Here is a 19,699-nt window from a genome sequence, read left to right as displayed (position 1 = left end):
GACCTTTGGCGGATGAAGCGTCCTTGTAAGTGAAATGCCTGGCTGATGGACGGTCAGGCGGACCCCGAGTGGCTGTCGAGCAATGCCATGAACGCCTTTGCCGCATTCGACAGCGTTCGTTCCGTATGCAAAATGTAGCCTAGCTGGCGCGACAGCTGTATGCCGGGCAAGGCGATGGGTGCAACCTGTTCATCGAGCATAGTACGTGGCAGCACGCTCCACGCGAGGCCGATTGAAACCATCATCTTGATGGTCTCCAGGTAGTTGGTGCTCATGGCGATGTTCGGCGTCAGGCCCTGACTCTCGAACAAGCGCTGCACGATGTGGTGGGTAAAGGTGTTGCCGCCGGGGAACACGGCGGGGTGGCGGGCGATATCGGCCAGGCTGACATTGTTATCAAGGGCCAGGGCGTGCTCCGGGGCCGCTACGAAATCCAGGGCGTCGTCCCACACTGGAACGGCCCGGACCAGGTGATGGGGCTCAGGGGCCAAGGTGATCACTGCGATTTCCGCGCGACCATGGAGAACTTCGTCGTAGGCCGTTTCTGAATCTAGAAACTGAATATCCAGTGCCACGGAAGGGTGCTGTCGGGTGAAAGCCCTTAGCAGCGGGGGCAGGCGGTGCAGGCCGATATGATGGCTGGTGGCCAGGGTCAGGCGCCCGGTAACTTCTCCTGTCAAATTGGTCAGGGCGCGGCGCGTATCATCCAGTACATTGAGGATCTGATAGGCGCGAGGCAGCAGGGCTCGGCCGGCTTCGGTCAAGGTGACCTCACGGCCCAGGCGATCGAACAGGCGTACATCCAGTTGCTGCTCCAGGCCGGCGATGCGTTTGCTGACGGCGGGTTGGGTCAGGTGCAGGCGTTCACCGGCGCCGGAAAAACTTCCGGTTTCGGCGATGGCGATAAAAGCGCTGAGGTTGGCGAGGTCCATGCGCTCGAATTCCTATTGGTTATCCAAAGCATAAAAATTATGAATTTGAGTTATTCAATCTAACCCCATAGCATCGTTCGTACAAGCCAAGGGGTTATTGGCATAGAAAGACGCTGATGAGGAACAGTCTGATGGCTGGCAAAACGCTCTACGACAAACTCTGGGATGCGCACGAAGTCAAACGGCGCGACGATGGCTCGTCCTTGATCTATATCGATCGTCACATCATCCATGAAGTGACTTCGCCGCAAGCTTTCGAAGGCCTGCGCCTGGCCAATCGCAAGCCCTGGCGCATCGACGCCAACATCGCCACGCCCGACCACAACGTGCCGACCACGCCAGAGCGCAAGGGTGGTATCGAGGCCATCGTCGACCAGGTGTCGCGCCTGCAGGTGCAGACCCTGGACGAGAACTGTGACGAATACGGCATCGTCGAATTCAAGATGAACGACGAGCGCCAGGGCATCGTCCACGTCATCAGCCCGGAGCAGGGCGCCACCTTGCCGGGCATGACCGTGGTCTGCGGTGACTCGCACACCTCGACCCACGGCGCCTTCGGGGCCTTGGCCCATGGCATCGGCACCTCCGAGGTCGAGCACGTGCTCGCCACCCAGTGCCTGGTCGCCAAGAAGATGAAGAACATGCTGGTGCGCGTCGAAGGCCAGTTGCCTGTCGGCGTCACCGCGAAGGATATCGTGCTTGCCGTGATCGGCAAGATCGGCACTGCCGGTGGCAACGGCCACGCCATGGAGTTCGCCGGCAGCGCTATTCGCGAGCTGTCGATGGAAGGCCGCATGACCATCTGCAACATGTCCATCGAAGCCGGTGCCCGTGTCGGGCTGGTGGCTACCGATGCGACCACCGTTGCCTATGTCGAAGGCCGTCCGTATGCGCCGAAGGGCGAGGACTGGAAGCGTGCCGTCGAAGCCTGGAAAGACCTGGTTTCCGACGACGATGCCGTGTTCGACACCGTGGTCGAACTCGACGCCGCACAGATCAAGCCGCAGGTCAGCTGGGGCACTTCCCCGGAAATGGTGCTCGCCGTCGACCAGCGCGTGCCGGATCCGGCCGCCGAGGCCGATCTGATCAAGCGTGGTTCGATCGAGCGCGCACTCAAGTACATGGGGCTCACCGCCAACCAGGCGATCACTGATATCCAGCTGGACCGCGTGTTCATCGGCTCCTGCACCAACTCGCGGATCGAAGACCTGCGCGCTGCGGCGGACATCGCCAAGGGCCGCAAGGTTGCCGCTACCGTCAAGCAAGCCATCGTCGTGCCGGGTTCGGGCCTGGTCAAGGCCCAGGCCGAGCGTGAAGGCCTGGACAAGATCTTCCTTGCGGCGGGCTTCGAATGGCGTGAACCAGGCTGCTCCATGTGCCTGGCGATGAACCCGGACCGCCTGGAAAGCGGCGAGCATTGCGCCTCGACGTCCAACCGCAACTTCGAAGGCCGTCAGGGCGCCGGTGGTCGTACCCACCTGGTCAGCCCGGCCATGGCCGCCGCCGCTGCGGTAACCGGCCACTTCATCGATGTCCGCGAGTTGATCCAAGGGAGCGCAGCATGAAAGCCTTTACCCAGCACACTGGCCTCGTCGCGCCGTTGGATCGTGCCAACGTCGACACCGACCAGATCATCCCCAAGCAGTTTCTCAAGTCGATCAAGCGTACCGGCTTCGGCCCCAACCTGTTCGACGAGTGGCGCTACCTGGACGTGGGCCAGCCCTACCAGGACAACAGCAAGCGCCCGGTGAACCAGGAGTTCGTGCTCAACCACGAACGCTACCAGGGTGCCAGCGTGTTGCTGGCGCGGGAAAACTTCGGTTGTGGCTCCAGCCGCGAGCATGCCCCTTGGGCGTTGGACGAGTACGGTTTCCGCAGCATCATTGCGCCGAGCTTTGCCGACATCTTCTTCAATAACAGCTTCAAGAACGGCCTGCTGCCGATCATCCTCAGCGATGAGGAAGTGGATGAGTTGTTCAAGCAGGTCGAAGCCAACCCGGGCTACCAGCTGACCATCGACTTGCAGGCGCAGGCTGTTACCCGTCCAGACGGCAAGGTGCTGCACTTCGAGATCGATGCGTTCCGCAAGCATTGCCTGCTCAACGGCCTGGACGACATCGGTCTGACCTTGCAGGACAGTGACGCGATCAAGGCCTTCGAAGGCAAGCATCGCGCCGCGCAGCCCTGGCTGTTCCGGGATGCCTGAAGCAGGTAGGTGACAGTACCGGCCTCTTCGCGGGCAAGCCCGCGAAGAGGCCGGTACAGGCAATAAAACCAAAAGGATTCAATCATGACGGGTACCAGCCACACCGAAGTAGTCCAGCGTCAGTTCGGCGAGCAGGCCAGCGCCTACCTCAGCAGCACCGTGCATGCCCAGGGCAGCGAGTTCGCCCTGCTGCAGGCCGAGCTGCAAGGGCAGGGCGCTGCTCGCGTGCTGGACCTGGGCTGTGGCGCCGGTCATGTCAGTTTTCACGTGGCGCCATTGGTGGCCCAAGTCGTGGCATACGATCTTTCCCAGTCGATGCTTGACGTGGTTGCCAAGGCCGCCAGCGAGCGTGGGCTGGCCAATATCGTCACCGAGCGCGGCGCCGCCGAGCGTCTGCCGTTCGCCGACGCGTCGTTCGAATTCGTCTTCAGCCGTTACTCGGCACACCACTGGAGCGACCTGGGCCTAGCACTGCGTGAAGTGCGTCGGGTGCTCAAGCCGGGTGGCGTGGCGGCGTTCGTCGATGTCATGTCGCCGGGCAGCCCGTTGCTCGACACCTACTTGCAAAGTGTCGAAGTGCTGCGCGACACCAGCCATGTACGCGATTATTCTGCTGCCCAGTGGCAGCGTCAGGTCAGCGAGGCAGGGCTGTTCACGCGCAGCCATAGCCGCCAGCGCCTGCGCCTGGAGTTCGCATCCTGGGTGGAGCGCATGCGTACTCCCGAACCGATGCGTGTGGCCATTCGCCAGCTGCAGCAGGCGATGGGCGAGGAAGTGCGGCAGTATTACCAGATCGAGGCTGATGGCTCCTTCAGCACGGATGTCCTGGTGCTGTGGGCCGAGCGATAGAGTTTCCGGCGTGGCTGACCGAGCCGCGCTGTTTGAATGAATAGAGGAAAGCATGAGCAAGCAGATTCTGATTCTCCCAGGTGATGGCATCGGTCCGGAAATCATGGCCGAGGCGGTCAAGGTGCTGGAGCTGGCCAACGACAAGTTCGGCCTGGACTTCGCCCTGGAGCACGACGTGATCGGTGGTGCGGCCATCGACAAGCACGGCGTACCGCTGGCTGACGAAACCCTGGAGCGCGCGCGCAAGGCCGATGCCGTCCTGCTCGGCGCCGTCGGCGGGCCGAAGTGGGACAAGATCGAGCGTGATATCCGTCCTGAGCGCGGTCTGCTGAAGATTCGTGCGCAACTGGGCCTGTTTGCCAACCTGCGTCCGGCGATCCTCTATCCGCAACTGGCTGACGCTTCGTCGCTCAAGCCCGAGATCGTCTCCGGGCTGGACATCCTCATCGTCCGCGAGCTGACCGGCGGCATCTACTTTGGTGCTCCGCGTGGCCAGCGCGAGCTCGAAGGTGGCGAGCGCCAAGCCTATGACACGCTGCCCTACAGCGAGAGTGAAGTGCGCCGTATCGCCCGCGTGGGCTTCGACATGGCCCGCGTGCGCGGCAAGAAACTGTGCTCGGTGGACAAGGCCAACGTCCTGGCCTCCAGCCAGCTGTGGCGCGAAGTGGTCGAAGACGTCGCCAAGGACTACCCGGACGTCGAGCTGAGCCACATGTACGTCGACAACGCCGCGATGCAACTGGTGCGCGCACCCAAGCAGTTCGACGTGGTGGTGACCGACAACATGTTCGGTGACATTCTGTCGGATGAGGCTTCCATGCTGACCGGTTCCATCGGCATGCTGCCTTCTGCTTCGCTGGATGCCGACAACAAGGGCATGTACGAGCCTTGCCACGGTTCGGCGCCTGACATCGCAGGCCAAGGTATCGCCAACCCGCTGGCGACCATCCTCTCCGTATCGATGATGCTGCGTTACAGCTTCAACCAGCAGGCCGCTGCCGAGGCGATCGAGCAGGCTGTGAGCCTGGTGCTGGATCAGGGTCTGCGCACCGGTGACATCTGGTCGGCCGGTTGCACCAAGGTCGGTACGCAGGAAATGGGCGACGCAGTAGTCGCAGCGCTGCGGAATCTGTAATCTCTCTGGCCCGCCATCGTTTCCCTTCGGTGGCGGCCCACTTTTTAGCAAAGGTGTAGTTGCGATGAAACGTGTAGGTCTGATCGGTTGGCGCGGTATGGTCGGTTCCGTGCTCATGCAGCGGATGCTGGAGGAGCAGGACTTCGACCTTATCGAGCCGGTGTTCTTCACCACCTCCAACGTGGGTGGCCAAGGCCCGAACGTGGGCAAGGATATTGCTCCGCTCAAGGACGCTTATTCGATCGAAGAGCTCAAGACCCTCGACGTAATCCTGACCTGCCAGGGCGGCGACTACACCAACGAGGTCTTCCCCAAGCTGCGTGAAGCCGGCTGGCAGGGTTACTGGATCGACGCTGCCTCGTCCCTGCGTATGCAGGATGATGCAGTCATCATCCTCGACCCGGTCAACCGCAAGGTCATCGACCAGCAGCTGGACGCCGGCACCAAGAACTACATTGGCGGCAACTGCACCGTCAGCCTGATGCTGATGGGCCTGGGTGGGCTGTTCGAAGCTGGCCTGGTCGAGTGGATGAGCGCCATGACTTACCAGGCGGCCTCTGGTGCCGGTGCGCAGAACATGCGCGAGCTGATCAAGCAGATGGGGGCAACCCATGCTGCGGTGGCCGACGATCTGGCCAACCCGGCCAGCGCGATCCTCGACATCGACCGCAAGGTTGCCGAAGCCATGCGCAGCGAAGCCTACCCGACTGAAAACTTCGGCGTGCCGCTGGCTGGCAGCCTGATCCCGTGGATCGACAAGGAACTGCCGAACGGGCAGAGCCGCGAAGAGTGGAAGGCTCAGGCCGAGACCAACAAGATCCTTGGCCGCTTCAAGAGCCCGATCCCGGTCGATGGCATCTGCGTACGTATCGGCGCCATGCGCTGCCACAGCCAGGCGCTTACCATCAAGCTGAACAAGGATGTGCCGATCGCCGATATCGAAGGCATGATCAGCCAGCACAACCCATGGGTTAAGCTGGTGCCGAATCAGCGTGAGATCAGCATGCAGGAACTGAGTCCTACCAACGTGACCGGTACCCTGAACATTCCGGTCGGTCGTCTGCGCAAGCTGAACATGGGGTCCCAGTACCTGGGTGCCTTCACGGTCGGCGACCAGTTGCTGTGGGGCGCTGCCGAGCCGCTGCGCCGCATGTTGCGGATTCTGCTGGAGCGTTGATCGCCTCAAGTTGATCGAAAACCCGCGCTGGAGACAGCGCGGGTTTTTTGTTTGTGCGGCAATCAAGTAAAGTGCCGCTCCCGCCGTACCCGCAGAAGGAGCCAAACCATGAGCCAACCCCTAGATATCGCCGTCGTCGGCGCCACCGGAAGTGTCGGTGAGACCCTCGTGCAGATTCTCGAGGAGCTGGAGTTCCCGGTCGCGACCCTGCACCTGCTGGCCAGTATGGAATCTGCCGGCAGCAGTGTGATGTTTGCTGGCAAGAAGGTGCGAGTGCGTGAAGTGGACAGCTTCGACTTCGCCCAGGCCAAGCTGGCGTTCTTCGCCGCCGGTGCTGCAGTCAGCCGCAGCTTTGCGCAGAAGGCGCGTGAGGCCGGCTGCTCGGTGATCGACCTGTCGGGCGGGCTGGATGACGCGCTGGCGCTGGTGCCAGAGGCCAATGGCGAGGCCGTCGACAGCCTTGCATTGCCAGCCTTGCTGGCCAGCCCAAGCAGCGCCGCTGTCGCGCTGGCCGTTGCGCTGGCGCCGCTCAAGGCGTTGCTGGATATCGAGCGGGTCCAGGTAATGGCTTGCCTGGCCGTTTCGTCCCAGGGGCGCGAGGCGGTGAACGAGTTGGCGCGGCAGACGGCCGAGTTGCTCAACGCCCGCCCGTTGGAGCCGCGTTTCTTTGATCGCCAGGTGGCGTTCAACCTGTTGGCGCAGGTGGGGACCACCGATGAGCAGGGGCATGCAGCCCTGGAGCGTCGCCTGGTCAGCGAGCTGCGCGTGCTGCTGGGGTTGCCTGAGCTGAAGATTTCCGTGAGCTGCGTTCAAGTCCCGGTGTTTTTCGGCGATAGCTTCAGTGTGACGGTGCAGAGTCGCCAGTCGGTCGATCTGCAATCGGTCAACCAGGCGCTGGACGCCGCTGCCAGCGTCGAGCGTGTGGAAAATGACGATTATCCGACACCCGTCGGCGACGCAGTGGGGCAAGACGTGGTCTATGTTGGTCGTGTACGCCATGGCGTCGACGAGGATCAGCAGCTCAACTTGTGGCTGACCACCGACAACGTGCGCAAGGGTGCGGCGCTCAACGCCGTACAATTGGCGCAATTGTTGATAAAAAAAATGGCGTAAAAGATACTGGCCAGCAATTTTGTCCTACACCACTGGCAGGTTTTTAGGACGATTCATACAAGGGAAGAGGTCATGCTTCGAATTCGCAAACTGGTTCTGGCCATCGCGGCCGCCTCGGCGCTGTCGTCCGGCATGGCCAATGCCCTTGGCCTGGGGGAGTTGACCCTCAAGTCGGCGCAGAACCAGCCGCTGGATGCCGAGATCGAGTTGCTCGATGTGCGCGACCTCACCGCCGCTGAAGTGGCGCCAAGCCTGGCCCCTCCCGAGGAGTTCGCCAAGGCAGGGGTGACGCTGCCTGCTTATCTGGAAGACCTGACGTTCACGCCGGTGATCAATCCCAACGGTCGCAGCGTGTTGCGTGTGACATCCAGCAAGCCGCTGCCGGAGCCGGTGGTCAAGTTCCTGGTTCAGGTGATGTGGCCCCAAGGGCGGCTGTTGCGTGACTACAACGTGGCGCTCGACCAGCCGCAGCAGGCCAGCGCCAAGCCTGCCCAGGGCGCCATCAGCCCGGCAGTGAGCGCTGCCAGCTACACGACTCGCCAGCGCGACACGCTCTGGCAGATCGCTGCACGCAACACCCACGGCGGTTCGATCCAGCAGACCATGTTGGCGATCCAGGCCTTGAACCCCGATGCCTTCATCGGCAATAACATCAACCAGCTCAAGACCGGTCAGGTCCTGCGCCTTCCAGACGAGCAGCAGATCCGCAGCATTGCCCAGGGTGAGGCGATCCGCGAGGTTTCCGAGCAGTACGCCGCCTGGCGCGAAGGTCGGCGCCTGGGGCCGCGTGCGCGACAGTTGGACGCCACCCGTCGGGGTGCTGCCGAAGCCGCGCCTGCACGTATCGCCCAGGGCGATAACCTGCGGCTGGTTGCGCCCGGCACGCAGACGGGCGCCGACAGCGCCAAGGCGCTGAGCGACAAGCTGGCCGTGGCCCAGGAAAGCCTGGATACCAGCCGCCGCGACAACGAAGAACTCAAGAGCCGGATGACAGACCTGCAGAGCCAGCTGGACAAGCTGCAGCGTCTGATCGAATTGAAGAACGACCAGTTGGCGCGGCTCGAGGCGCAAGGGGCCGCCGAGCCTGCAGCACCTGTAGCCGCGACGCCGCCCGTCGAGCCGGTGGTCAACGCCCAGTTGGCCCCTGCCGAACCTGCGGTCACGCCGCCGCCTGCAGCAGCGGATACTGCGCCGCAAGCAGCGGCGGCGCCGGAGCAGCCACCGAGTGCACTCGACGAACTGCTGGGCAATCCGCTGTTGCTGGCGCTATTGGCGGGCTCGGCCTTCCTCGTGTTGCTGCTGCTGTTGCTCCTTCTGGCGCGCAAGCGCAAGGCCCAGCAGGAGGCTGAGAAGCACCTGCGCATGGCCCGAGCCTTGGCCGAGGAAGGTGAGCGCGGTCCTGATCTGGACCTGCCACCCAGCAGCTTCGATGGACTGGATGTTTCGGCGCCGAGCGTGACCTTGTCGCCTGCCGTGGTGGCGGCCTCCGCTGCAGCCGCGACGGCGGCGGAAAAGCCAGTCGTTGCCAGTGCGCCGGCTGATGCCGATCCGCACGCGGCGCTATTGGCCGAGGTCGACGAGAGCGTCGCCAAGGGGCGCTTGAATCACGCAGCTACTCTGCTGGAACCGGTGGTGGCTGCCGAGCCGCAGCGCAGCGATCTGCGCCTGAAGTTGATGGAAGTCTACGCTCGCCAAGGCGATCAGGACGCGTTCGTCGGCCAGGAGCGCCAGTTGCCCGGCACACCTGAGAACCAGGGCGAAGTCGAGGGGCTCAAGCAACGTTATCCGGCCATGCTAGGGGTTGCGGCGGCAGGGCTCGGCGCGGCTGCGCTGGCTGCGGAGATGGACGAGCAGTATGTGCAGGAGCTGCTCCAGGAACACGAGGCGGCACCTGTCGCAGAGCCCGAGCCGGTTGTCGACGAAGCGGTGGCCGCGGCGCCCCAGTCAGAGCCTGTGCTGGACAGCGTGCCAGATCTCGATGAGGTGCCCGTCACGGCCACGGACGATCTGGACAGTGCGTTCGACCTGAGTCTGGACGATGACCTCGCGCTTGACGACTCGCTCGATGCCCCGGTGCTGGATGCACCTGACGCGACGCAAGCGCCCGAGGTCGTGGTTGAGCCGGCGGTGCAGGCCGAGCCGGTCGTCGAGAGCGATGCCGACGACGATTTCGAGGCATTGCTGGCCCAGGCTCAAGCGCAATCCGAGCCACAAAGCCTGGATGATCTGGCGGACTTCGATCTGGATGTCGGTGAGCCGGCCGTAGCCGCGCCGCCTGCTGCCGAGCCGGAGGCGCCCGTGGATGTCGCCGCCGAGCTGGCGGCATTCGACGAGATTCCGGAATTCGATCCGATTTCCGAACTCGAGCTGCCGGACGACTTCGACCTGTCGTTGTCGCTGGACGACGAATCGCCAGCCGACAAGCACTTCGCCTCGGAACTCAGTGACGTCAACGCCGAGCTCGACAAGTTGTCGCAGAGCCTGGCATCGCCGTCGTTGGAGCCACACTTCACTGCCGAGGATGCGGCGCTCGAGCCCGGAGCCCTGGATGACCTGGACTTCGACTTCTTCTCCGGCACCGACGAAGTGGCGACCAAACTCGACCTGGCTCGGGCCTACATCGACATGGGTGATCACCAGGGCGCCCGCGATATCCTCGACGAGGTGGTCAAGGATGGCGACGACGGCCAGCGCCAGGAGGCGCAGGACATGCTGTCGCGTCTGGTCTGACGCGTAGCTTGCCCTGATCGGACAACGGCAGCCCTGTGGGCTGCCGTTGTCGTTATAATGGCCGCCTTTTCGTTTCATCCACAGGTTTGGCTTTCTTGGACATCAACGACATCGACGCGGCCGAATCGGCGGCCGAAGGGTACTCGCGCATCGCCCTGGGCGTGGAATACAAAGGTTCGCGCTACCGCGGCTGGCAACGCCAGGCCAGCGGTGTGCCCAGTGTCCAGCAGGCGCTCGAGCAGGCATTGTCGAAGGTCGCCGACTCGCCGATCAGTGTGATGTGCGCCGGGCGCACCGACGCTGGCGTTCACGGCTGCGGCCAGGTGGTGCACTTCGATACCCGCGCCGTGCGTGACGAACGTGCCTGGACCCTGGGCACCAACTTCAACCTGCCCCATGACATCAGCGTGGCCTGGGCACGGACGATGCCGGCGCACTTCCATGCGCGGTTCAAGGCCACTGCCCGGCGTTACCGCTACGTCATCTACAACGATCCGATCCGTCCGGCGCACCTGGCCGAAGAGGTAACCTGGAATCACCGCCCGCTGGATGTCGCGGCGATGGCCGAGGCCGCCGAATACCTGCTCGGCACCCACGACTTCAGCGCATTCCGGGCCAGCCAATGCCAGGCCAAGTCGCCGATCAAGCATATCCACCACCTGCGCGTTACCCGCCATGGTCGGATGATCGTCCTCGACGTGCGCGCCACGGCTTTCCTGCATCACATGGTGCGCAATATCGCCGGTGTGCTGATGACCATCGGTGCCGGCGAGCGCCCTGTGCAATGGGCCCGCGAGGTGCTGGAGGGGCGCAACCGTCGGGAGGGGGGTGTGACGGCGCATCCTTATGGCCTGTACCTGGTGCAGGTGGAGTATCCGGAGGAGTTCGCCCTGCCGCAGCGTTACATCGGCCCACACTTTCTTACCGGCTACGAGGCGTTGGCAGACTGACGGGCGAAACGTCATTTGCTAACATCCGGCCTTTCACCGATCACTCAAGGTTCGTCGTCCATGAGCAACGTCCGCACCAAGATCTGCGGGATTACCCGCATCGAAGACGCGCTGGCCGCCGTCGAGGCCGGTGCCGATGCCATTGGCTTCGTCTTCTATGCCAAGAGCCCGCGCGCGGTGGATGTGCGCCAGGCGCGGGCGATCGTCGAGCAGTTGCCGCCCTTCGTGACCACGGTGGGGCTGTTCGTCAACGCGTCACGCTGTGAGCTGAACGAGATCCTCGAGGTGGTTCCACTGGACCTGCTACAGTTCCACGGCGACGAAACCCCCGCCGATTGCGAAGGCTATCACCGCCCATGGATCAAGGCCCTGCGAGTGCGCCCCGGGGATGATCTCGAGGCTGCCTGCCAGCAGTACTCCGGCGCCCGTGGCATTCTCCTGGACACCTACGTGGCTGGTGTGCCGGGGGGGACTGGCGAAGCCTTCGATTGGTCGCTGGTGCCGGCGCGCTTGAGCAAGCCGATCATCCTCGCGGGTGGGTTGTCGGCGGACAACGTCGGTCAGGCCATCGCCCAGGTCAACCCCTATGCGGTGGACGTCAGTGGCGGCGTCGAGCAGGCCAAGGGCATCAAGGATGCCAGCAAGATCGAAGCCTTCATGCGCGCGGTCCGCGCGGCGTGACGGCGGATGTGACGGTTGGCGGCGTGCCATCGTCCATAGCTATCGCAGCCCGGTGCTGCCCGGCTGGTCCCGTGGGGCTGGTCATCAGAACACGCGACGCCAGGGGCGTCGGCGTACAGGTTGAAGGTGGAGTGGTGCGCGGGTGGTCCCTGTGACCGGTCCATCGTCGTTTAGAACACGAATTTGAGCTCAAGGGTCGGGGCAGGGCAGGCGACAGCAAGCCCGCCACCGGCCAAAACGGGAGAATAGAGCATGAGCAACTGGTTGGTAGACAAACTGATCCCTTCGATCATGCGTTCCGAGGTGAAGAAGAGCTCGGTGCCGGAAGGCCTGTGGCACAAGTGCCCGGCGTGCGAAGCCGTGCTGTATCGTCCGGAGCTGGAAAAAACACTCGACGTCTGCCCCAAGTGCAACCATCACATGCGTATAGGCGCCCGTGAGCGTATCGACATCTTCCTCGATGTCGAAGGCCGCGCCGAGCTGGGCGCTGACCTGGAACCGATCGATCGCCTGAAGTTCCGTGATGGCAAGAAGTACAAGGATCGCCTGACCGCTGCACAGAAGCAGACCGGCGAGAAGGACGCGCTGGTCTCGGTCAGCGGCACCCTCATGGGCATGCCGATCGTGGTCAGCGCCTTCGAGTTCTCCTTCATGGGTGGTTCGATGGGTGCCATCGTCGGCGAGCGCTTCGTGCGCGCAGCCAACTACGCCCTGGAAAACCGTTGCCCGATGATCTGTTTCTCCGCCTCCGGCGGTGCGCGCATGCAGGAAGCGCTGATCTCGCTGATGCAGATGGCCAAGACCTCGGCGGTGCTGGCGCGCCTGCGTGAAGAAGGCATCCCGTTCATCTCGGTACTGACCGACCCGGTCTATGGTGGTGTGTCCGCCAGTCTTGCGATGCTGGGTGATGTCATCGTCGGTGAACCGAAGGCGCTGATCGGCTTCGCCGGCCCGCGTGTGATCGAGCAGACCGTGCGCGAAAAACTGCCGGAAGGCTTCCAGCGCAGCGAGTTCCTGCTGGAGCATGGTGCCATCGACCTGATCATCTCCCGTCATGAGCTGCGTCCACGCCTGGCCCGCCTGCTGGCACAGATGACCGGCCAACCGACTCCCGAGCAGGCAAAAGAAGCGGCCGTCGTCGCGTGATGAGCCAGCGTACCCTGGGCGAGTGGCTCGCATACCTCGAGCAGTTGCACCCTTCGGCCATCGACATGGGCCTGGAGCGTTCACAGCAGGTGCTGGCGCGCCTCGCGCTCGGTCGGCTGGCGCCGAGGGTGGTGACGGTCACCGGCACCAACGGCAAGGGTTCGACCTGTGCGTTCATCGCCTCGTTGCTGCGTGCTCAGGGCTTGAAGGTCGGCGTGTACAGCTCGCCGCACCTGTTGCGTTACAACGAGCGGGTGCTGATCGATGGCGTCGAAGCCAGCGATGAGCGTCTGTGCGAAGCCTTCGCCGCCGTCGAGGCGGCGCGGGGCGAGATTTCCCTCACCTACTTCGAGATGGGTACATTGGCGGCCTTCTGGCTGTTCCAACAGTCGCAGCTCGATGCCGTGGTGCTCGAAGTGGGCCTTGGTGGCCGTCTGGACACCGTGAACGTGGTGGACGCCGACATGGCGCTGGTGACCAGCATCGGTGTCGACCATGTCGATTACCTGGGTGATACCCGTGAACGGGTGGCCTTCGAGAAGGCTGGCATCTTCCGTGCGGGCAAGCCGGCGCTATGTGGCGACCTGGACCCACCGCAGCCACTGCTGGACAAGGCCGCCGAACTGGCTGCGCCGCTTTTCCTGCGTGGCCGTGAGTTCGACCTGGACAGCGCCGAAGGCCGCTGGAGCTGGCGTGGCACCACGACCGACGGTCAGCCGGTGGCGCTGCATGACCTGCCGCTGCTCGACCTGCCCATGGAAAACGCTGCCCTGGCACTGCAGGCCTACCTGCTGATGGGCTTGCCGTGGCAAGCCGAGCAGGTTCGCCGGGCGTTGCTCGATACCCGCATTACCGGTCGCCTGGACCGTCGCCAGTTGACCTGGCAGGGCAAGGCGGTGGAGCTGCTGCTGGATGTCGGGCACAACCCGCATGCCGCGGAGTATCTAGCTCGCCGCCTGGCCGCGCGTCCGTTGAAGGGGCGTCGGTTGGCGGTGTTCGGCCTGCTCGCCGACAAGGACCTGGAAGGCGTGATCGCGCCACTGCAGGGCCTGGTCGACGACTGGGCGGTAGCCCCCCTGGATACCCCGCGCAGTCGTGCGGCTGCCGAACTGGCCACTGCCTTGACGAACCAAGGTGCTACGGTGAAGTCTTATGCCAGTGTCGCCGCTGCCCTAGAAGGGCAGTGTGCACAGGCAACGGCGGATGATCAGATCTTGCTGTTCGGTTCGTTTTTCTGCGTCGGCCAAGCCCTGGAATGGCTCGAGCGGCAGGTCCCGGAGGATGGAGTAGATGGCAGTGCTGGATAAAGGGATGAAGCAGCGCATGGTCGGTGCGCTGGTGCTGGTGGCGCTGGCGGTGATCTTCCTGCCGATGCTGTTCACCCGCGAGGACGAGATGCGCCAGGTGCGCGTCGAGGCGCCCCAGGCGCCGGCCATGCCAAGCCTGCCCGACGTCAAGGTGGAGCCTGTGCAGGTGCCGGAGCCTCAGTCGCTGCCTGATCCCTCGGAGCAACCGCCAGTGGTGGTCGACGAGTCCACTGCACCGGTCAGCGCGCCAACCCAGCCGATCACGCCGTCACCTGCGCAGGTCGCCCAAGTGCCGGTGGCCAAGTCGCCAGCCCCAGCACCTGCCGCTAAAGCTGAAGCGCGCCCGGTGCCGCCTGCCACTCCCGCACCTGCTGCCACTGCCAGTGCAAGCAAGCCGGCGACAGCGTCGAAGATCGACGCCAACGGCCTGCCGGTGAGCTGGTCGATCCAGCTGGCCAGCCTGTCCAATCGCGCTGGGGCCGATAACCTGCAAAAGACGCTGCGCAGCCAGGGCTACAACGCCTATATCCGGTCGGCTGACGGCATGAACCGGGTGTTCGTCGGCCCACTGATCGAGCGTGCCGAAGCCGAGCGCCTGCGTGATGTGATCAACCGCCAGCAGAATCTCAAGGGTATCGTGGTTCGTTTCCAGCCGGAACGAGGCTGAATCCGAGCGGCCCTGCCAGACCAGCGCATTGACGCCGGTCGGGCAGGGCCGTTTTTCGTTCGATTCCAGCCTTCGCGAGCGCTGCAAAGTTGTCCTGAAAGTCAAGCTGCAGGCCTTCAACGACCTGACATTCCGCTTACCCCAAGCCCTCCGCTCTGTTAAAATGCGCCGCCTCAAACGTCTGCAGGCAGCACCGTGGCATTTACCTGGGTTGATTGGGCGATCATTGCGGTCGTCGCCGTTTCCTCACTGATCAGTCTCAAGCGCGGCTTCGTCAAGGAAGCCTTGTCCTTGCTCATCTGGATCATTGCCGGCGCGGTTGCCTGGATGTTCGGCGGGTCGCTGTCGCAGTACCTGGAGAGCTATATCCAGACACCCTCGGCACGGATCATCGCCGGGTGTACCATTCTTTTCGTCGCCACCCTGCTGGTGGGGGCGATGATCAACTTCCTCGTCGGCGAGCTGATCCGCGTGACCGGGCTGTCCGGCACCGATCGTTTCCTCGGCATGGTGTTCGGCGCCGCGCGCGGGGCCTTGCTGGTGGTGGTGGCCGTCGGCTTGCTCAGCCTGGGCCCGGTGCAACAGGATCCGTGGTGGCAGGAATCACGCCTGATACCACAATTTCTATTGGTCGCTGACTGGTCGAAGAACCTGATTCTCGGTTTCGCCGGTCAGTGGATGTCCAGTGGGATCAGCTCTCCAGTTGATCTTCCGTTCAAGGAACAGCTGCTCGGTCCATCCCGGCCCTGAGCGCTTTTCACTCAAGTTTCGTCAAAGTAGGGGTTGCGTCGCATGTGTGGCATCGTCGGTATCGTCGGTAAGTCGAACGTCAATCAGGCGCTGTATGACGCGCTAACGGTCCTCCAGCACCGCGGCCAGGACGCTGCCGGTATCGTGACCAGCCATGACGGCCGGTTGTTCCTGCGCAAGGATAATGGCCTGGTGCGCGACGTCTTCCAGCAGCGCCACATGCAGCGCCTGGTCGGCCACATGGGCATCGGCCACGTGCGCTACCCGACCGCGGGCAGCTCCACCTCGGCCGAGGCTCAGCCGTTCTACGTCAACTCGCCGTATGGCATCACCCTGGCGCACAACGGCAACCTGACCAACGTCGAACAGTTGGCCAAGGAGATCTACGAGTCCGACCTGCGTCACGTAAACACCAATTCCGACTCGGAAGTGCTGCTCAACGTGTTCGCCCATGAGCTGGCCGTACGCGGCAAGCTGCAGCCGACCGAGGAGGACGTGTTCGCGGCGGTCTCCCATGTGCACAGCCGCTGTGTCGGTGGCTATGCGGTGGTGGCGATGATCACCGGCTACGGCATCGTCGGCTTCCGTGACCCCAACGGCATTCGTCCGGTGGTGTTCGGCCAGCGCCACACCGACGAAGGCGTCGAGTACATGATCGCCTCCGAAAGCGTTGCCCTGGACGTCCTCGGCTTCACCCTGATCCGTGACCTGGCGCCAGGCGAGGCCGTGTACATCACCGAAGAAGGGCAGATGTACACCAAGCAGTGTGCCAACAACCCGAAACTGCAGCCCTGCATCTTCGAGCATGTTTACCTGGCTCGTCCTGACTCGATCATGGATGGTGTCTCGGTGTACAAGGCGCGTCTGCGCATGGGCGAGAAGCTGGCCGAGAAGATTCGCCGCGAGCGCCCGGAGCACGACATCGACGTGGTCATCCCGATCCCGGACACCAGCCGCACCGCGGCCCTGGAGCTGGCCAACCACCTGGGTGTGAAGTTCCGCGAAGGCTTCGTCAAGAACCGCTACATCGGCCGTACCTTCATCATGCCCGGCCAGGCCGCGCGCAAGAAATCGGTACGCCAGAAGCTCAATGCCATCGAGCTGGAATTCCGCGGCAAGAACGTGATGCTGGTGGATGACTCGATCGTACGCGGCACCACCTGCAAGCAGATCATCCAGATGGCCCGTGAAGCCGGCGCGAAGAACGTCTACTTCTGCTCCGCGGCGCCGGCTGTGCGTTACCCCAACGTCTACGGCATCGACATGCCGAGCGCTCACGAACTGATCGCCCACAACCGTACCACCGAACAGGTGGCCGAGTTGATCGGCGCCGACTGGCTGATCTATCAGGACCTGCCGGACCTGATCGAATCGGTCGGTGGCGGCAAGATCAAGATCGAGCACTTCGATTGCGCGGTGTTCAACGGTGAATACGTTACCGGCGACATCGACGATGCCTACCTGGACCGTATCGAACAGGCTCGCAACGATGCGGCCAAGGTCAAGACCCAGGCTGTCAGCGCGATCATCGACCTGTACAACAACTGACTTTGGGCTTTTTAGGAGTAACGGCATGACGGATCAATGGGATGCCGGACGGCTGGACAGCGACCTGGAAGGTGTCGGTTTCGACACCCTGGCAGTGCGTGCCGGTCAGCACCGTACGCCCGAGGGCGAGCACAGCGAAGCGCTGTTTCTGACCTCCAGCTATGTCTTCCGCACGGCCGCCGATGCGGCTGCGCGTTTTGCCGGTGAAACGCCGGGCAACGTTTACTCACGCTACACCAACCCGACCGTGCGTGCCTTCGAGGAACGCCTGGCGGCCATGGAAGGTGCGGAGCAGGCCGTGGCGACGTCCACCGGCATGGCGGCGATTCTCGCCGTGGTCATGTCGCTGTGCAGCGCTGGCGACCACGTGCTGGTGTCGCAGAGCGTGTTCGGCTCGACCATCAGCCTCTTCGAGAAGTATTTCAAGCGCTTCGGTGTGCAGGTGGACTATGTGCCGCTGGTCGATCTTGGTGGTTGGAAGAACGCCATCAAGGCCAACACCAAGCTGCTGATCGTCGAGTCGCCGTCCAACCCGCTGGCGGAGTTGGTGGATATCGGCGCACTGGCCGAAATCGCCCACGCCGGTGGCGCGATGCTGGTAGTGGACAACTGCTTCAGCACGCCGGCGCTGCAGCAACCGCTCAAGCAGGGGGCCGATATCGTCTTCCACTCCGCGACCAAGTTCATCGACGGCCAGGGCCGCAGCATGGGCGGCGTGGTTGCCGGTCGTGCCGAGCAGATGAAGGAAGTGGTGGGCTTCTTGCGTACCGCGGGGCCGACCCTCAGCCCGTTCAACGCCTGGATTTTCACCAAGGGCCTGGAGACCCTCAAGCTGCGCATGCGTGCGCACTGCGAGAGCGCGCAGGCCTTGGCTGAATGGCTGGAGCAGCAGGAAGGTGTGGAAAAGGTGCATTACGCCGGCCTGCCAAGCCATCCGCAACACGAACTGGCCAAGCGCCAGATGAGTGGCTTCGGCGCGGTGGTCAGCTTCGAGGTCAAGGGTGGCAAAGAGGGCGCCTGGCGCTTTATCGACGCCACTCGGGTGATTTCGATCACCACGAACCTGGGTGACAGCAAGACCACCATCGCCCATCCGGCGACCACCTCCCACGGTCGTCTGAGCCCGCAGGAGCGTGAGGCGGCCGGCATCCGTGACAGCCTGATTCGCGTTGCGGTGGGGCTTGAGGACGTCGCCGACCTGCAGGCCGATCTGGCGCGTGGGTTGGCAGCGCTGTGATCGACTGGGCAGGTGGCGAGCCAGACCATAACGGTCGGGTGGCCTTGGTAACCGGTGCCGCCCGCGGCATCGGCCTGGGCATCGCCGCCTGGCTGATCTGCGAAGGTTGGCAGGTGGTGTTGAGTGACCTGGACCGCCAGCGCGGTGCCAAGGTTGCCAAGACCCTGGGCAGCAACGCCTGGTTCATCGCCATGGACGTCTCCGACGAGGCCCAGGTCAGCGCTGGTGTGGCCCAGGTGCTGGGCCAATTTGGGCGTCTGGATGCGCTGGTGTGCAACGCGGCCATCGCCAACCCGCACAACCATACGCTCGAGAGCTTGAGCCTTGCGCAATGGAATCGTGTATTGGCGGTCAACCTCAGTGGCCCGATGCTGTTGGCCAAGCACTGTGCGCCTTACCTGCGCGCGCATGGCGGGGCGATCGTTAACCTGGCCTCCACACGTGCACGTCAGTCGGAGCCGGACACCGAGGCCTATGCCGCAAGCAAGGGCGGGCTGCTGGCACTGACCCACGCCCTGGCCATGAGCCTGGGGCCGGAGATCCGGGTCAACGCCGTCAGCCCTGGTTGGGTCGACGCCCGCGATCCGTCCCAGCGCCGCGCCGAACCCCTCACCGAAGCCGACCACGCCCAGCATCCAACGGGCAGGGTAGGGACGGTGGAGGATGTTGCGGCACTGGTGGCCTGGCTGTTGTCGCGTCAGGCCGGATTCGTCACCGGCCAGGAATTTGTGGTCGATGGCGGCATGAGCCGCAAGATGATCTACAGCTGACGCGCCACTTGCCGCTGTGCAAAGCAAAAGGAGCCGACAACAGACTGTGTGAAAACCTAGCAATCTGCCCCGCCCTTTAAGAGAATGCTCCGTATCGAAAGATACGGAGCATTCTTCGTTATGGCCTACATACAAGGAGAGTCCCGCAGCCAGACCAGCTTGTTCCCGGTCTCGCTGGAGGAATTGATCCCGGAAGATCACCTCGTACGGGTCATCGACCTGTATGTCGCCAAGCTTGATCTGGGTCAGCTCGGCTTTGAGAAAACTCAGCCCAAGGCCACCGGGCGCCCCGCGTACGACCCCGCCGATCAGCTAAAGCTCTACCTTTATGGTTATTTCCAGCGCATTCGCTCGTCCCGGCGCCTGGAAGCCGAATGCCAGCGCAACATCGAAGTGATGTGGCTGATCAACCGGCTCAAACCCGACTTCAAAACCATCGCCGACTTCCGCAAGAACAACAAAGCTGCGTTCGTCGCGACATGCCGTGCCTTTGTGCAGTTC

Annotated in this window: 18 protein-coding genes; 17 read left to right on the top strand and 1 reads right to left on the bottom strand. The window is 63.4% G+C overall.

Translation table 11 applies throughout. From position 1 onward, the window contains the following. Nucleotides 1-53: 53 nt before the first annotated feature. The gene (locus VA602_RS09370; RefSeq protein ID WP_125930421.1) at nt 54-932 is read right to left on the bottom strand and encodes a LysR family transcriptional regulator; all 879 of its coding nucleotides are present in this window, start codon (nt 930-932) and stop codon (nt 54-56) included. A gap of 131 nt (nt 933-1,063) precedes the next feature. On the opposite strand from VA602_RS09370, the gene leuC reads away from it, so the two are divergent. The 17 genes from leuC to VA602_RS09285 form a co-directional block, all read left to right on the top strand. Next, nucleotides 1,064-2,497, top strand: coding sequence for a 3-isopropylmalate dehydratase large subunit (gene leuC / locus VA602_RS09365; RefSeq protein ID WP_054893096.1), 1,434 nt, complete (start codon nt 1,064-1,066; stop codon nt 2,495-2,497). Further along, nucleotides 2,494-3,138, top strand: coding sequence for a 3-isopropylmalate dehydratase small subunit (leuD, locus tag VA602_RS09360; protein WP_054893097.1), 645 nt, complete (start codon nt 2,494-2,496; stop codon nt 3,136-3,138). Before leuC ends, leuD begins: the two co-directional genes overlap by 4 nt. A gap of 84 nt (nt 3,139-3,222) precedes the next feature. Then, on the top strand, nt 3,223-3,987 hold the full coding sequence (locus VA602_RS09355; RefSeq protein WP_112897761.1) for a class I SAM-dependent methyltransferase: 765 nt from the start codon (nt 3,223-3,225) through the stop codon (nt 3,985-3,987). Between the two features lie 52 nt (nt 3,988-4,039). After that, the gene (gene leuB / locus VA602_RS09350) at nt 4,040-5,122 is read left to right on the top strand and encodes a 3-isopropylmalate dehydrogenase (RefSeq protein ID WP_063543861.1); all 1,083 of its coding nucleotides are present in this window, start codon (nt 4,040-4,042) and stop codon (nt 5,120-5,122) included. Between the two features lie 64 nt (nt 5,123-5,186). Beyond that, complete coding sequence (gene asd / locus VA602_RS09345; protein ID WP_054893100.1) at nt 5,187-6,299, top strand: aspartate-semialdehyde dehydrogenase; 1,113 nt, start codon at nt 5,187-5,189, stop codon at nt 6,297-6,299. A gap of 108 nt (nt 6,300-6,407) precedes the next feature. Next, entirely contained in the window at nt 6,408-7,412 is a 1,005-nt protein-coding gene (locus tag VA602_RS09340; protein WP_323453078.1) for an aspartate-semialdehyde dehydrogenase, read from the top strand. Between the two features lie 72 nt (nt 7,413-7,484). Continuing rightward, nucleotides 7,485-10,142, top strand: a complete 2,658-nt coding sequence (locus tag VA602_RS09335) for a FimV/HubP family polar landmark protein (RefSeq protein WP_323453077.1) — start codon at nt 7,485-7,487, stop codon at nt 10,140-10,142. Nucleotides 10,143-10,237: 95 nt separating this feature from the next. Continuing rightward, a complete protein-coding gene (gene truA / locus VA602_RS09330; RefSeq protein ID WP_054893103.1) occupies nt 10,238-11,092 on the top strand; it encodes a tRNA pseudouridine(38-40) synthase TruA in 855 nt (284 codons plus the stop codon). Between the two features lie 60 nt (nt 11,093-11,152). Continuing rightward, entirely contained in the window at nt 11,153-11,773 is a 621-nt protein-coding gene (locus tag VA602_RS09325; RefSeq protein ID WP_323453076.1) for a phosphoribosylanthranilate isomerase, read from the top strand. Nucleotides 11,774-12,025: 252 nt separating this feature from the next. Next, a complete protein-coding gene (gene accD / locus VA602_RS09320) occupies nt 12,026-12,919 on the top strand; it encodes an acetyl-CoA carboxylase, carboxyltransferase subunit beta (RefSeq protein ID WP_323453075.1) in 894 nt (297 codons plus the stop codon). Beyond that, on the top strand, nt 12,919-14,226 hold the full coding sequence (gene folC / locus VA602_RS09315) for a bifunctional tetrahydrofolate synthase/dihydrofolate synthase (RefSeq protein ID WP_054893106.1): 1,308 nt from the start codon (nt 12,919-12,921) through the stop codon (nt 14,224-14,226). The genes accD and folC overlap by 1 nt, the downstream gene beginning before the upstream one ends. Continuing rightward, nucleotides 14,210-14,893 carry an SPOR domain-containing protein gene (locus VA602_RS09310; protein ID WP_323453074.1) on the top strand — a complete coding sequence of 228 codons (684 nt, stop codon included), beginning with the start codon at nt 14,210-14,212 and terminating at the stop codon, nt 14,891-14,893. Before folC ends, VA602_RS09310 begins: the two co-directional genes overlap by 17 nt. A gap of 195 nt (nt 14,894-15,088) precedes the next feature. Further along, on the top strand, nt 15,089-15,643 hold the full coding sequence (locus VA602_RS09305; RefSeq protein ID WP_054893108.1) for a CvpA family protein: 555 nt from the start codon (nt 15,089-15,091) through the stop codon (nt 15,641-15,643). Between the two features lie 42 nt (nt 15,644-15,685). Beyond that, a complete protein-coding gene (gene purF / locus VA602_RS09300; protein WP_054893109.1) occupies nt 15,686-17,191 on the top strand; it encodes an amidophosphoribosyltransferase in 1,506 nt (501 codons plus the stop codon). Between the two features lie 25 nt (nt 17,192-17,216). Further along, on the top strand, nt 17,217-18,428 hold the full coding sequence (locus VA602_RS09295) for an O-succinylhomoserine sulfhydrylase (RefSeq protein WP_112897765.1): 1,212 nt from the start codon (nt 17,217-17,219) through the stop codon (nt 18,426-18,428). Next, nucleotides 18,425-19,198, top strand: a complete 774-nt coding sequence (locus tag VA602_RS09290) for an SDR family oxidoreductase (RefSeq protein WP_323453073.1) — start codon at nt 18,425-18,427, stop codon at nt 19,196-19,198. The genes VA602_RS09295 and VA602_RS09290 overlap by 4 nt, the downstream gene beginning before the upstream one ends. A 120-nt stretch (nt 19,199-19,318) precedes the next feature. After that, nucleotides 19,319-19,699: transposase (locus tag VA602_RS09285; protein ID WP_323453072.1), on the top strand; the 381-nt coding region annotated here is incomplete at its 3' end.

It is taken from the genome of Pseudomonas machongensis, assembly GCF_034961125.1.
In the GTDB taxonomy this organism is placed as follows: domain Bacteria; phylum Pseudomonadota; class Gammaproteobacteria; order Pseudomonadales; family Pseudomonadaceae; genus Aquipseudomonas; species Aquipseudomonas machongensis.
Note: the sequence above shows the minus strand (reverse complement) of the source record. Positions and strands in the feature narration are given on the sequence as shown.

What these genes read in the sequence shown, in the direction of transcription:
- VA602_RS09370 (WP_125930421.1), bottom strand. Translation starts at nt 932, where the DNA reads ATGGACCTCGCCAACCTCAGCGCTTTTATCGCCATCGCCGAAACCGGA.
- leuC (WP_054893096.1), top strand. Translation starts at nt 1,064, where the DNA reads ATGGCTGGCAAAACGCTCTACGACAAACTCTGGGATGCGCACGAAGTC.
- leuD (WP_054893097.1), top strand. Translation starts at nt 2,494, where the DNA reads ATGAAAGCCTTTACCCAGCACACTGGCCTCGTCGCGCCGTTGGATCGT.
- VA602_RS09355 (WP_112897761.1), top strand. Translation starts at nt 3,223, where the DNA reads ATGACGGGTACCAGCCACACCGAAGTAGTCCAGCGTCAGTTCGGCGAG.
- leuB (WP_063543861.1), top strand. Translation starts at nt 4,040, where the DNA reads ATGAGCAAGCAGATTCTGATTCTCCCAGGTGATGGCATCGGTCCGGAA.
- asd (WP_054893100.1), top strand. Translation starts at nt 5,187, where the DNA reads ATGAAACGTGTAGGTCTGATCGGTTGGCGCGGTATGGTCGGTTCCGTG.
- VA602_RS09340 (WP_323453078.1), top strand. Translation starts at nt 6,408, where the DNA reads ATGAGCCAACCCCTAGATATCGCCGTCGTCGGCGCCACCGGAAGTGTC.
- VA602_RS09335 (WP_323453077.1), top strand. Translation starts at nt 7,485, where the DNA reads ATGCTTCGAATTCGCAAACTGGTTCTGGCCATCGCGGCCGCCTCGGCG.
- VA602_RS09325 (WP_323453076.1), top strand. Translation starts at nt 11,153, where the DNA reads ATGAGCAACGTCCGCACCAAGATCTGCGGGATTACCCGCATCGAAGAC.
- accD (WP_323453075.1), top strand. Translation starts at nt 12,026, where the DNA reads ATGAGCAACTGGTTGGTAGACAAACTGATCCCTTCGATCATGCGTTCC.
- folC (WP_054893106.1), top strand. Translation starts at nt 12,919, where the DNA reads ATGAGCCAGCGTACCCTGGGCGAGTGGCTCGCATACCTCGAGCAGTTG.
- VA602_RS09310 (WP_323453074.1), top strand. Translation starts at nt 14,210, where the DNA reads ATGGCAGTGCTGGATAAAGGGATGAAGCAGCGCATGGTCGGTGCGCTG.
- purF (WP_054893109.1), top strand. Translation starts at nt 15,686, where the DNA reads ATGTGTGGCATCGTCGGTATCGTCGGTAAGTCGAACGTCAATCAGGCG.
- VA602_RS09295 (WP_112897765.1), top strand. Translation starts at nt 17,217, where the DNA reads ATGACGGATCAATGGGATGCCGGACGGCTGGACAGCGACCTGGAAGGT.